We start from the raw sequence: 13,127 nt of genomic DNA on the forward strand, positions 1-13,127 counted from the left end.
GGGTCAAGTCTTGCAATAACGCATTCGATAATTACCCCGATACAGAATATATCATTGCAAGACTTGACCCTGCATCCCCCGTGCGCGGCGAAGATAGGCTTACCAACAGGCTGACCACACTCGTGCAGCTGGTAGGAGACGAATCCTGCGCGCTGCGGCCCGGGCGTGAAGTCATCCTGGCGCGCCTGTTGGAGGTGCTGCTCATCGAAGCGCTCCGCGGCCGGGACGGCAGCCTCGCCCGGCCTGTTGCGCGGGCTTGCCGACGAACGCCTCGCGGCGGCGATACGGCGCATGCACGAAAGCATGACCCGGCCCTGGACGGTGGCGCAGCTGGCGAAAGAGGCGGCGCTGTCGCGCTCGGCGTTCTTCGAGCGCTTCAGCCACGCGGTGGGCATCGCGCCGATGGCCTATCTGCTGGCCTGGCGCATGGCGAAGGATCTGCTGTGGCGGAAGGAGGGAGGCGTTGCTGAAGTGGCTGAGCGGGTTGGCTATGGTTCTGCGAGCGCGTTCAGCGTTGCGTTTACCCAGCATGTGGGATTGACGCCGACGCGTTATGCGCGGGAGGTTGATGGAATCGTAGAGCCCGTTGGTGCGTAAGTGTTGATGTATATAGAAAATGGCCTTTTCTATATACATCAACGAAATGGATGGTCATGCAAAGCTGCACTATGCAGGAGTCTGCTCGTCCAAAATGACACGAACTGCCGCCGCCATTTTTATCAGCGTCGGATAGTCTGCTTTGTTTGCCGCTCTCAGTAGGAAATCCCTCAAGCTCTCCGCCGACGGCTCGTCACCAAAGTCGAAGAAATTCGCCAGATCTACTCCCAGCTCAACCCGGATCCGATCCAATGTCTCCAACGACGGGTAGTGGGCGCCGCGCTCCAGCCGGCTGAGCGAATTCGTTTCAATCCCAATCCGTCCCGCCAGCTCCTCCTGTGACAAACCCTTTCGCTTGCGCAGTATTTGTACTCTTTCGCCAACTAGCCGCCGAACATCTTGCATGCATTCCTCCCGTGTTGATTCGGCTAGTTAATCAACTTCAGACGTTTCTTATAACAACTTAGGACACATATATTTATAATAAATATACGTATTAGGGTTAATTTGAGAAACTAAACTTGTTTAGCATGGGAGGCCCGCATGAAACAGCTCACGGATTACTTTTCTCTTAAAGGTAAGGTTGCTGTGGTTACCGGCGCAGTAAATGACATTGCTTTCCAGATTGCGGATGCGTTATCGGCAGTCGATGCACGCATTGCAATCGTCGACACATCTGAGCAGGAAGGAATAGCCGCTGCCGATCGCCTAGGATGCCAGCACGACAAGGCCAGGTTCTGGCAGGCCGACGTCAGCGACGATAATGCGGTTCGGCAGGCGATTACCTCCATCGAGGCTCATTTCAGCCGCATTGATATCCTGATCAACTGCGCGGGCGTCAATGTCGCCCAATCCCCTGCACAGGGGCTTTCCATCGCGCAGTGGCAGCGCGCCATGCAACTCAACGTCAACGGCTGCATCTTGTGCAGCAAGCACGTGGCCGACGCCATGGACAGGGCTGGCGGCGGGGCTATCGTCAACGTGCTGTCGCCGTGCGGCATGACAGGCAGCCGGGAGGCTTCGGCGGATTTCGCGGCTAAGGCGGCTTTGCGTATGGCCTACATCGATGCACAACGCTACGCCGCACGCAACATCCGCGTCAATTGCATCCATCCTTGCCTGATTCGGCCACCGGTTCTGGAGGCCGCGATGCGCGAGGAAGGTGATCTGACGCAAACGTTCATCGACATGCAGCAGATTCGTCTGCCCGGACCCAAGGGTTCAAACAATGATGTCGCCGCCGGTGTCCTGTATCTGGTGTCTGACGCTGGACGCTTTGTCACCAGCAGCGAGTTGGTCATCAACTCCGGCCACTCTTTTAAGTAAAACGGACCTGCTTTTTCAAAAACCACGTACTAATATATTAACATTATCCAAAAGATAATATTGATGGGGTAACCAAGCGCTTTATCGCCAGGCATTAGCGCCGTGAAATGCCCGCCCACTCTGCAGCCGTTTCTTAATTGAAGACACGCTATGTTGAACAGTGACCCCGAACATACCTATCACCACATCGTCCGCACCAGCCGCCCCTTCTGGATCACGGCCTCCTATGCGCCAAGGCCAGGCGCGGCTGGTTATGCCAATGCGGTGTGCCGCTAACGCTTGACCTCACCAGCATGATAATGCATCGTTGCAAAGTTAATGTAACGCATCTGTCTGTGCAAGGTATAATGGAATGCATCGCAAACTCAGTATGTCGAGGTAGCATGAGTGGTGTTGAGCAGAAGAGTCAGACGTTGAACCTCCGGGTGTCCCCCAAGCTCAAGGCGGCCTTGCAGGCGGCGGCTCGCCTAGAACACCGAAGCATGGCGAACATGGTCGAGCACCTGGTTCTAGGGTATTGCGAAGAGCATGGGCTCGTCCCGGAGCACGAATCTAAGGGCGCCGACGACGCCTCACTGCACAGCTGATACAAATATGATGAAACTCAACGAAAGCCCCACAGATACGACTGCTTTAGTGCTGGCTACCTCTCCTTCGTCCACTAGCGAACAGACCACAGGTGCGTCGAGTTCACTAGTGAACTCGACGCACAACATGCTTGACCTGTTCTGCGGCACAGGTGCGTTGTCGTACGGGCTCGAAACTGCCTCTCGACGATTGAGAACGGTTGGCGGAATTGATGCTGACCAAGCCGCTGCGCGAACGGCGGCCCTTAACCATCCCAATGCGAAAATAAGGTGTGCGCGAATCGAAACTCTTTTGCCGGAGGAGATGCTCGCGCTTTCAGGAGTGGGCGCCATCGACGTCATCGTCGGTGGCCCACCTTGCCAAGGCTTCTCCTCTCTACGCCCAAGTCGCGGGGCTGGCCTTGATGACCCTAGGAACTCCCTCTACATGGAATTCGTCAAGTACGTGCGCAGGCTGAGGCCGCGTGTCTTCCTCTTGGAGAACGTGGTTGGAATGCTGACGGCGGGCGAAGGGATACTGGTCGCCGAAATGCTCGCTGGATTTCAGCACGCCGGCTATGAGGTCGACTGGAGAGTCTTGAACGCCGCCAACTTTGGAATCCCCCAGAAGCGCGAGCGCTTTTTTCTTCTCGGTGTTCGGAAAAATCTTGGGGCCCGAGTCTTGCCGGAGTTTCCTGTTCCCACGCATCGGTTTGCAGGGAAAGTTATCGGCACGAGACTGAAAGACCGGTACGTGGTCAACCAAAATTCCGGGCTCCCACCCGTAACCGTTTGGGACGCCATCTCTGACCTACCAATCCTGAAGTCCGGCGAGTCATGTACCTCGTACCGGACGGTCGCACTAACCAGCTACCAAGCGGCTCGACGCCGAGGCAATAACTCCGCCCTTACGCTTCACCAGGCCGCATCGCATAACACGAAGATGCTCGAGGTCATAAAGCACGCTGGCGCGAGCATTCACGCACTGCCGAAGGGGCTTGTCAGCAGCGGTTACAGTTCGTGCTACTCGCGCCTGGCATCGGATGAACCATCCACGACTATCACGGTCAAGTTCACCTCGCCAGCATCAAGCAAGTGCATTCATCCAACCGACGACAGAGCAATCACCCCTAGAGAAGCCGCTCGGCTCCAATCCTTCGACGATTCGTTTCTTTTCGCTGGAAGCAAGACCGATATTGCGTCCCAGATTGGAAACGCTGTTCCCCCTCTTTTCGGGGAGGCGTTTGCTCCCATCATCGAGCGGTTGCTGGATGCCCAAGGAATCGGCGAGTACTGATATGCCTCTCAAACGCTGCACATCGCACCTAAAAGCGGCAAGCCTTTTCTCGTCTGCCGGCATTGGCGAGCTTGGTATTGAAGCTGCCGGATTAGACATCGTTCTCGCAAACGAACTACTTCCTGCGCGCGCGGCGCTTTACCGGGCCAACTTCGCCCACGAGATGCTCGAAGGCGACATCTCCGAAAAGAAGAACGAATTCATCGAGCGGACTCGCACTCAATTGGGTGCAGAGGAGCTCTTCCTCCTGTATGCGACGCCACCTTGTCAAGGTATGTCAAGCAATGGAATGGGTAAGCTCAAGTCTGAAGTGGCTTCGGGCCGACGCAATCATGAGGACCAGCGTAACCGACTCGTAATTCCGGCGATAGATGTCGCAGTTGCCCTGAGGCCTCGGTGGCTTCTGCTCGAGAACGTTCCTGGAATGGAAGCGACCGAGATTCGCACCAATGGCGACCGGTCGGAAAACATCATCTCCTACGTACGAAGGCGCCTCGGTCGCGACTACATGGGGGGAGCCCAAGTCATCGCCTGCGACGACTTTGGAGTGCCTCAGCGTCGCAAGCGACTAATAACAATCTTTACCCGGGACGTTATCGGCAAGAGGTTCTACGAGAGTAACGGCGGGAGCTTCTTCTCGCCCGACATGAAAGAGTCGCGCGTAACGCTCAGAGACGCCATCGGGTCCGCTCCTCCACTCGATGCTAAGGCTGGGCACAACGAGGCACGCTGGTTCCACCCGTATCACTATGTCCCGGTGATGACGGACCTGAAATATCACTGGGTTCAACACACCAAAGAGGGCAACACTGCGTTCAATAACCAGTGCATCAACGCCGACTGTGGGAGTACAACCAACCCTGGCCACAGAGACGTACAAGTAAACGGAAAGTGGGTCTCGTCAAAAGAGATTCCGATCCATTGCCACGAGTGTGGACACCTTCTTCCCCGCCCTCACGTAGTAGAAGCAGGCAAAGCGAGGCTGATGCGTGGCTTTCACTCCGCCTATCGACGAATGAAATGGGACGAGCCAGCCCGCACGCTTACACAGAACTTCATCTACGAGGCTTCCGACAACAAGATTCACCCCGTTCAGAATCGCGTTCTCTCTGTCTACGAAGCAATGGTGCTTCAAACCATCAATCGCTACGAGTACGCATTCCAAATCAACGGCAAGAACATTAGCACTGCCCAAATCGCCGAAGTTATCGGGGAGTCGGTGCCTCCATACCTGATTGAGAAGATTTGCCGAATGATGGTTGCCGCCTCATCAGCGACGAGCAAGGCGCCAAGAAAGCGTGGCCGAATTCAGCCTCAGTTGGAGACCGCCTGACGAAGTAGTATCGACCAGCACTCAAATCGCAACGGTCTTCTTAAAGCTCAGCCAGCGAACTGAGGCTAGCAGGTCTAGCGACAACGAGACCATTCGTTCGGCCCGCCCCTGCCATCCCACAAAGAAGCCAGAAACACGGCTGTTGCTTACAGCCAGTTTAATAACTCCGAAGCAACCGATTTTCGAGCAAGAATCTGCTACTAAGCGATGCCTCGGGCAGAAAAAATTCCAACCGCAGCTAAATTTTTGACTGAGCATTGCAAGCCAAAGGAGTTTTCAAACTAGTTTTTAGGACATGTACCGCGGCGGCCGCGCGACCCTAGCAAAGCTCCCGAAGGAAGTTGGGGCTGAAAACCACTTATCCACGCGATAATCTGAGTAGATGGCCCATCTGCTCTGACATGCCGGGTAAATCCGACGGTAGTGAAATCGCTGAAAGCCGGGGCATTCACCTTTCAAGCCATCAACAAGACAATTCCGCCTTCCCTCAAGCTGAGTCCAACCGATACCACTGGGCAATGGCCCGCTTTGACTTCGAGAGGACGGTCTCCTCGTGACTCAATTCCTCTAGTTTGGTCAAGGGGGGAGTCGCAATTCCTTCCTCAAGCTTTCTGAGGATGGTGAGGCCCTCATCGTCATTCTCCGCATCGAAAATCTCGTACTGCAAGACTCTAGTTGGTTCGCGCTCAGGGCGTCGAGCATTCACCCATTGGAATCGAGCGACCGGGTTTTGCATGTCCCTCATCTCTGGGGCTTCGAATCGCGCTGTGTTCCGAACCCCACTCGTCATGTTGAAGCCGATTTCTTGCATAGTGCCATCGACCGAAACGACTTCCTCGACGCCGTTCATAAACGAGGCCGCAAGAACCCTCATGGAGATTTGGACCTGCTTTCCATCGCGACGCGGCCTCACACGCATAAGCAGCACTTCCCCGAGACCGGAACCAGTTGTACGTCCAACACCCTCTGCGTGCCCATTTGTCCGGTGCCCGGGTCTCAGCGGACGTATCGAGCTCCTCCCGAAGAGCGGTAACTCCGTCGCTGCCCTAAGCCCGTCCTCGGACCTGCGACGAGTACGGATTTCCTCTTCGGTTAGGACATACCGACGGTCCCGAAGCTGCTCACGAAGCTCTCGTGTCAACCGTCGAATCCTTGAATCCCCACCTTCATCGCGCCAAGCAGCTAATGCATGATGAGCACCTGAAATTGTCTCATCGCGTAAAGCGCCCGAGAAGCGCAGTGCAGCCTCGATGTTTGTTTTTAACCCCGCACCCGTCATGTTGTTCGAGCCGACCAGTAAGCACGCTTCCTCATCGTTGCTGAAAAGGAATACTTTTGGATGGAAGGTGCACGCTGGATTTTCGTCAAAGAACACATGTGTAATGATGTCGGCATCATGCTCCAGCTCCAGGAGACGCCCTAAACCCTCGTAGGTTGTACTCCCAAAGTCAAGGCCAACCGTCACGCGTACACGGCCACCTTCAGAGAGGAACTTCTGCACCGAGTCAAATACCTTATTCATACCGGAGTAATTGGCCCATGCAACAGCAAACTCTACGGTGTGCCATCGGAGGTAGCCAGATTGCTCGGAGAGCATCTCTTCACAAATGAGGTGACCAAAACCATGCGTCGGTTGAGCGATAAACATCCGTTCCTCCTAAAGAGAACTTGCACATATTTTTAACGCACGGGTCCAAGCACACGCCCGAACCGTTGCTTAGCAATTACATTTTCCTGAGTAGTCTTCGAAGGAAATTGTGCAAGTCCTTCTCAGACCGTTGACATTCCCAAATTGTCAGCACGCTCCATCCCTCATTGCGAAGTGCTCTGCTTACCCTGCGGTCTCGCCTGACGTTGGCTTGAATCTTTGCAACCCATCTCTCACGGTTATTCTGCGGAATTGTCGCGCGCCGGCATCCTGCATGGCCATGCCAGAAGCATCCGTGTACAAAGACAACAACTTTTTTATTCGCAAATACGACGTCTGGACTTCCGGGAAGAGATGAAACGTTTGCGAAAAATTCGAAACCTTGGCCGATAAGGAACCGACTAAGACGTTGTTCTGGCTCGGTACCCTTTACCCGCACCCTCGCCATTCGAGCGCTTACTTGAGCCGAAGTACCGGGCCACTGATGTGGCTTGGCAGGAGTGTGGAGACCCATTCAAACCTCCGGCACGAGACGCACTATTTGGGACGTTACCGTCAATCCGTATCTGCGCGGGCCGGTCTAACGGTGGGAAGCCGAGCTATCAAGGTGCATTCATGTCTCAACGGATGCTTCCCAAAATCTCATGATATCGTTCCTGCCACAGAAAAAATCAAACATCAATATTCCCCGCCTGCAGCGCATTCAACTCAATAAACGCCCGCCGAGGCTCAACATCATCCCCCATCAGCGTCATAAAGATCTGATCCGCAGCAATAGCATCCTCAATCTGCACCTTCAACAACCGGCGCACTGTCGGATCCATCGTGGTTTCCCACAGCTGCGAAGGATTCATCTCGCCCAGACCTTTATAGCGCTGCTTGCTGACGCCGCGTTCGGCTTCGTCGCGCAGCCAGGCCATGGCTTGGTGGAAATCGATGATGGCTGATTCTTTGACTTTTTCACCGGCGCCGCGGCGGATGACTGCACCTGGGCCGATCAGGCCCTTGAAGGTTTCTGCGGCGTTGACCAGCACCGTGTAGTCCGGGCTGGCGACGAAGTCGCTGTCGATGGCGCTGACCTTGATGTTGCCGTGGTAGCGGCGCTGGATGCGCAGGGCGTGCTTGTCGGAGAGTTCGTCGGATTTGACGATGACTTGCACCGATGGCTCGTTGATCGACTCTTGCAGGGCCTGGGCCGAGGCTTGGGCGTCGGCCAGGGTGTCCAGCTTGAGGGTGACGCCGGTCATGATGGAGGTGAGGGCGGCGCCGTCTACCGCGCGCGTCAGGCGCGTGATGATGGCGTTGGCCATGTTGTACTGGCGCACCAGCTCGGCCAGGGCCGGGCCGCTGATCGGCTGCGCGCCTTCGCTTGGCACCAGGGCGGCGTCGTTGAGGGCGACCTGCATCATGTAGGAGACTTCTTCGGCGTCGTCCTTGAGGTAGCGCTCGTCCTTGCCGTGCTTGACCTTGTACAGCGGCGGCTGGGCGATGTAGATGTGGCCGCGCTCTACCAGTTGCGGCATCTGGCGGTAGAACAGGGTCAGCAGCAGGGTGCGGATGTGGGCGCCGTCGACGTCCGCATCGGTCATGATGATGATGCGGTGGTAGCGCAGCTTGTCGGCGTTGAACTCGTCGGCGCCGATGCTGGTGCCGAGGGTCGCGATCAGGGTGGTGATCTGCTCCGACGACAGCATCTTTTCAAAACGGGCTTTTTCGACGTTGAGTACTTTACCGCGCAACGGCAGGATGGCCTGGAATTTACGGTCGCGGCCCTGCTTGGCGGAACCGCCCGCGGAGTCACCCTCGACGATGTAGAGTTCGCACAGCGCCGGGTCTTTTTCCTGGCAGTCGGCCAGTTTCGATGAGAGGCCGAGGCCGTCCATCACGCCTTTGCGGCGCGTCAGTTCGCGCGCCTTGCGGGCGGCGTCGCGGGCGCGAGCGGCTTCGACGATCTTGCCGCAGATGATCTTGGCGTCGTTCGGGCGTTCTTGCAGGTAGTCGTTCAGTGTCTTGGCGACGATTTCTTCTACCGGCAGGCGCACTTCGCTGGAGACCAGCTTGTCTTTGGTTTGCGAGCTGAATTTCGGCTCTGGCACTTTCACGGACAGCACGCAGGTCAGGCCTTCGCGCATGTCGTCGCCGCTGGTTTCTACCTTGGCTTTCTTGGCGAAGTCATGTTCTTCGATGTACTTGTTGAGGATGCGCGTCATCGCCGCGCGCAGGCCGGTGAGGTGGGTGCCGCCGTCGCGTTGCGGGATGTTGTTGGTGAAGCAGAGCACTTGTTCGTTGTAGGCGTCGTTCCATTGCATGGAGACGTCGACGCTGACGCCGTCTTTTTCGCCGGTGGCCTGGAAAATCGTCGGGTGCAGGACGCTCTTGGCTTTGTTGATGTATTCGACGAAACCGCGGGTGCCGCCTTCGAACGCGAAATTTTCTTCCTTGCCGGTGCGCTGGTCGGTCAGCTTGATGTGCACGCCGTTGTTGAGGAAGGACAGTTCGCGGATGCGCTTGGCCAGGATTTCGTAGTGGAATTCGACGTGGGTGAAGATTTCTTCGTCGGCCCAGAAATGGACTTCGGTGCCGCGCTTGTCGGTGTCGCCGATGACCTTGATCGGGGAGACGAGCACGCCTTCCTGCATTTCGGTTTCGCGGTTTTGCGGCACGCCGCGCACGAATTCCATGTAATGCACTTTGCCGTCGCGGCGGATGGTCAGCTTGAGCAGCTTGGACAGGCCGTTGACGCAAGAGACGCCAACGCCGTGCAGGCCGCCGGATACTTTATACGAGTTCTGGTCGAACTTGCCGCCGGCGTGCAGCTCGGTCATGACGATTTCGGCTGCGCTGCGTTTCGGGTCGTGCTTGTCGTCGAACTTGATGCCGGTCGGCACGCCGCGGCCGTTGTCGGTGATCGAGATCGAGTTGTCGGAATGGATGGTGACGTGGATTTCGGTGCAGTGGCCGGCCAGCGATTCGTCGATGGAGTTGTCCAGCACTTCGAACACCAGGTGGTGCAGGCCGGTGCCGTCAGAGGTGTCGCCGATGTACATCCCGGGGCGTTTGCGTACCGCTTCCAGGCCTTCGAGAATTTGGATCGAGGACGCTCCGTATGCATTGGGTTGCGGCTGATTGGTGTTGTCTTGAGGGGCTGATGACATGGCTACCTTCTGAAAAACTTACTTCGGAACTGCTTATATTGGGGCTGAGTGCTATTTTTACAAGTAAACAGGGCGGAACAGCTTGAAGCTTTCCGCCCTGTTTTTTATGCAGACTAGATCCGCATTGGCATGACGACGTATTTGAAGTCAGCGTTTTCCGGCACGGTGATCAGTGCCGAGGAATTGGCGTCGCCGAGGGCGATGTTGATGTTGTCGCCCTTGAGGTTGTTGAGGACGTCGAGCAGGTAGGTGACGTTGAAGCCGATGTCGACGCTGTCGCCGCCGTAGTCGATTTCGAGTTCTTCGATGGCTTCTTCCTGGTCAGCGTTGGTGGAGCTGATTTTCAGGCTGCCTGGGGTGACTACCCAGCGCACGCCCTTGAACTTGTCGCTGGTCATGATGGCGGCGCGTTGCAGGGAGCGCAGCAGCTGGTCGCGGCTGATGGTGAAATCGTTCTTGTAGCCCTTCGGCACCACGCGGGTGTAGTCGGGGAACTTGCCTTCGACCAGCTTGGAGATCAGTTCGATATCGGCGAACGACAGCTTGACCTGGTTGTTGGCGATTTCGAGCTGGACCGGTTCGTCGGTTTCTTCCAGCAGGCGCTGCAGTTCGATGATGGTCTTGCGCGGGATGATGACTTCCTGGCGCGCGAACTCTTGTTCGGTGGCGACCTGGCAAAACGCCAGGCGGTGGCCGTCGGTGGCCACGGCGATCACGTTCTTGCCGTCGAGGACCAGCAGCAGGCCATTCAGGTAATAGCGGATGTCCTGCTGCGCCATCGAGAAGTGCACCATGTTGAACAGGTGCTTCAGCGTCTTTTGCGGCAGGGTGACGGTGGCGTTGTAATGGTCTGCCTGGGCTACCGTCGGGAACTCTTCGGCGGCCAGGGTTTGCAGGGCGAAACGCGATTTGCCGGACTGCACGGTCATGCGCTTGTTGCTGAGGGTGAGCGAGACTTCGCCGGTGTCGGGCAGGGCGCGCAGGATGTCTAGCAGCTTGCGTGCCGCAACGGTCGTCGCCGCGGTTTCGCCGCCGCTGCCGACGTTGGCGTTGGTGGTGATTTGCACTTCGATGTCAGTCGACAGGAAAGAGACCTTTTCGCCTTCTTTGCGAATGAGGATATTGGCCAGAATCGGCAATGTGTGCCGACGCTCGACAATACCGCTCACGATCTGCAGTGGCCGGAGAAGGGTATCTCGGTTGGTTTTGACCAATTGCATAGCTATATCCTTGTTATTTAAAAATCAAATATTGCTGCCAGCTCGATGACGCGTTTGAATACTTCCAAGCAGTCTGTAAATGTAACTTAAATCGACCCTCTACGGACCCATCCGGCGCTTAAATCTGCGCCGCTTTCCGGCTTTTTTGCGATTGTTAGTTAACAAATCGGCAAGCTTCCGCGTTTCACACAATCGACAAAAAAACCACAGTCGCCGCCTAATTCCAAACTTGCCTTATACAAACTTATCCACAGGGCCGCAGGCAACGTGCACAATCGCCCGAAATACCAATATCAGCCCTTCAGGGTCTGTTCCAGCACATGCAATTCGTGGTTGCATTCGGGGTTCTTGGTGCGGTCGCCGGCGATTTTGCGGACTGCGTGCAATACCGTGGTGTGGTCGCGGCCGCCGAACAGTTCGCCGATTTCCGGCAAGCTTTTCTGGGTTAATTCTTTGGCAAGGTACATCGCAATCTGGCGCGGACGGGCGATATTGGCCGGCCGTTTTTTCGAGTACATGTCGGCAACTTTGATGTTGAAAAAGTCGGCCACGGTCTTCTGGATGTTCTCGACGGAGATCTGGCGGTTCTGTACCGACAGCAGGTCCTTCAATGCATCTTTGACCACATCGATGCTGATGTCTTTGCCATGGAAACGGGAGTAAGCAAGAATCTTGCGCAGTGCGCCTTCCAGCTCGCGGACGTTGGAACGTAAATGTTTGGCAACAAAAAACGCGACGTCGTCGGAGAAGGTGACGCCTTCCGATGCCGCTTTTTTGAGCAGGATCGCTACCCGCATTTCCAGTTCCGGCGGCTCGATGGCTACCGTCAAACCCGAGTCGAAACGCGAAATCAGGCGGTCATCCATGCCGGTGATTTCTTTCGGATAGGTGTCGCTGGTGATGATGATTTGCTTCTTTGCTGCAATCAACGCTTCGAAGGCGTAGAAGAATTCTTCCTGGGTGCGGCTCTTGCCGCCGAAGAACTGGATATCGTCGATCAGCAGCAGGTCGAGCGAATGGTAGTAGCGCTTGAAGTCGTCGAAACCCTTGCGTTGGTAAGCAGTCACTACGTCGCGAACGTACTGTTCTGCGTGGATGTAGCGGATCTTCGAGTTCGGATTGTCGGCCAGCAGCTGGTTGCCGATGGCGTGGATCAGGTGGGTCTTGCCGAGGCCGACGCCGCCGTACAGGAACAGCGGGTTGTAGGAAACGCCGGGATTATTGGCGACTTGGATCGCTGCCGCGCGCGCCAGCTGGTTGGCTTTACCGGTGACGAAACTGTCGAAACTGAGGGCGGTGTTGATGCGCGACTGGTCGCGCCTGGCGCTGACGGCGCTGTTCTCGGTCTGCACTTCCGGCAGGCGATCGAAGTTGCTGTTGCCATAACTGCCGCCGCCGGCCGCGGACGCCTGCGCGCCGGCCTGCTCGCTATTGCCGCCATTGTTATTGACCGCTACCGGCATGCTGGAACTGGCATGAGCCGGGGCCGACTTGCGCGGATCGAGCACGAACACCACTTCGATCGGCGCCTCCCAATATTGGTGCGCCAGGGTCGTGATGCGGCTGGCGAACTGCGTTTTTACCCAGTCCAGCTTAAAGCGATTCGGCGCAGCGATGCGCAATCGTCCGTCCTCGTAATCGAGTGGCGTCAGCGGTTTTATCCACGCGCTAAATTGTTGAGGCGTCAATTCCTGCTCCAACTGGGTAGAGCAGCTCTGCCAGAAATTTTCCATGAATCGTTCTAAGTGAAGGTGTGCGGGGTGAGGTTCTTTACGCCCTGGCTTGATGTTCTTATTGCACGCTGGGTTCAGTAATGGATTCCGTACTACTGAGCAATGCATAACTGGCGGGCGTGCCACACATAAGCCGCTATTCTACCCTTGCCGGCGCAAGTTATCCACAGGCACGGCCAATTATTCCGGTTGCCGGGCGCAAAAAGACCTTGTGGAAAAGCACCCTAAGTGATTGACAAACAAGCAGAAAAT

The 13,127-nt window shown here is 56.3% G+C and carries 10 protein-coding genes and 1 pseudogene; 5 read left to right on the forward strand and 6 right to left on the reverse strand.

Annotated features, from left to right (window positions below; translation table 11 throughout):
• Nucleotides 1-35 precede the first annotated feature (35 nt).
• A pseudogene (locus tag V8G57_RS13170) lies at nucleotides 36-597 on the forward strand (helix-turn-helix domain-containing protein); the annotation flags it as partial.
• Between the two features lie 69 nt (nucleotides 598-666).
• Here the strand turns inward: V8G57_RS13170 and V8G57_RS13175 are convergent.
• Nucleotides 667-1,002 (reverse strand): helix-turn-helix domain-containing protein, encoded by a 336-nt coding sequence (locus tag V8G57_RS13175; protein ID WP_342829785.1) that lies wholly within the window; start codon nucleotides 1,000-1,002, stop codon nucleotides 667-669.
• A gap of 138 nt (nucleotides 1,003-1,140) precedes the next feature.
• Here V8G57_RS13175 and V8G57_RS13180 point away from each other — a divergent pair, with 138 nt between their 5' ends.
• The 4 genes from V8G57_RS13180 (at nucleotide 1,141) to V8G57_RS13195 (ending at nucleotide 5,119) form a co-directional block, all read left to right on the forward strand.
• Nucleotides 1,141-1,923 (forward strand): SDR family NAD(P)-dependent oxidoreductase, encoded by a 783-nt coding sequence (locus V8G57_RS13180; RefSeq protein WP_342829786.1) that lies wholly within the window; start codon nucleotides 1,141-1,143, stop codon nucleotides 1,921-1,923.
• 150 nt (nucleotides 1,924-2,073) lie between these two features.
• Nucleotides 2,074-2,199 carry a hypothetical protein gene (locus V8G57_RS13185; protein WP_342829787.1) on the forward strand — a complete coding sequence of 42 codons (126 nt, stop codon included), beginning with the start codon at nucleotides 2,074-2,076 and terminating at the stop codon, nucleotides 2,197-2,199.
• 318 nt (nucleotides 2,200-2,517) lie between these two features.
• The gene (locus V8G57_RS13190; protein WP_342829788.1) at nucleotides 2,518-3,786 is read left to right on the forward strand and encodes a DNA cytosine methyltransferase; all 1,269 of its coding nucleotides are present in this window, start codon (nucleotides 2,518-2,520) and stop codon (nucleotides 3,784-3,786) included.
• Between the two features lies 1 nt (nucleotide 3,787).
• Complete coding sequence (locus tag V8G57_RS13195; RefSeq protein ID WP_342829789.1) at nucleotides 3,788-5,119, forward strand: DNA cytosine methyltransferase; 1,332 nt, start codon at nucleotides 3,788-3,790, stop codon at nucleotides 5,117-5,119.
• Between the two features lie 487 nt (nucleotides 5,120-5,606).
• Here the strand turns inward: V8G57_RS13195 and V8G57_RS13200 are convergent, their stop codons facing one another.
• From V8G57_RS13200 to dnaA, 5 genes are all read right to left on the reverse strand, one after another.
• A complete protein-coding gene (locus tag V8G57_RS13200) occupies nucleotides 5,607-6,767 on the reverse strand; it encodes a phospholipase D family protein (protein ID WP_342829790.1) in 1,161 nt (386 codons plus the stop codon).
• A gap of 76 nt (nucleotides 6,768-6,843) precedes the next feature.
• The gene (locus V8G57_RS13205) at nucleotides 6,844-7,281 is read right to left on the reverse strand and encodes a very short patch repair endonuclease (protein ID WP_342829791.1); all 438 of its coding nucleotides are present in this window, start codon (nucleotides 7,279-7,281) and stop codon (nucleotides 6,844-6,846) included.
• Between the two features lie 157 nt (nucleotides 7,282-7,438).
• Nucleotides 7,439-9,922: a DNA topoisomerase (ATP-hydrolyzing) subunit B gene (gene gyrB, locus V8G57_RS13210; protein ID WP_342829792.1), complete on the reverse strand. Its 2,484-nt coding sequence runs from the start codon at nucleotides 9,920-9,922 to the stop codon at nucleotides 7,439-7,441.
• 113 nt (nucleotides 9,923-10,035) lie between these two features.
• Nucleotides 10,036-11,142 carry a DNA polymerase III subunit beta gene (dnaN, locus tag V8G57_RS13215; RefSeq protein ID WP_092395924.1) on the reverse strand — a complete coding sequence of 369 codons (1,107 nt, stop codon included), beginning with the start codon at nucleotides 11,140-11,142 and terminating at the stop codon, nucleotides 10,036-10,038.
• 293 nt (nucleotides 11,143-11,435) lie between these two features.
• Nucleotides 11,436-12,875 carry a chromosomal replication initiator protein DnaA gene (dnaA, locus tag V8G57_RS13220; RefSeq protein ID WP_342829793.1) on the reverse strand — a complete coding sequence of 480 codons (1,440 nt, stop codon included), beginning with the start codon at nucleotides 12,873-12,875 and terminating at the stop codon, nucleotides 11,436-11,438.
• Nucleotides 12,876-13,127: the final 252 nt, after the last annotated feature.

The sequence above is a fragment of the Collimonas rhizosphaerae genome, assembly GCF_038896935.1.
In the GTDB taxonomy this organism is placed as follows: Bacteria; Pseudomonadota; Gammaproteobacteria; order Burkholderiales; family Burkholderiaceae_D; genus Collimonas; species Collimonas rhizosphaerae.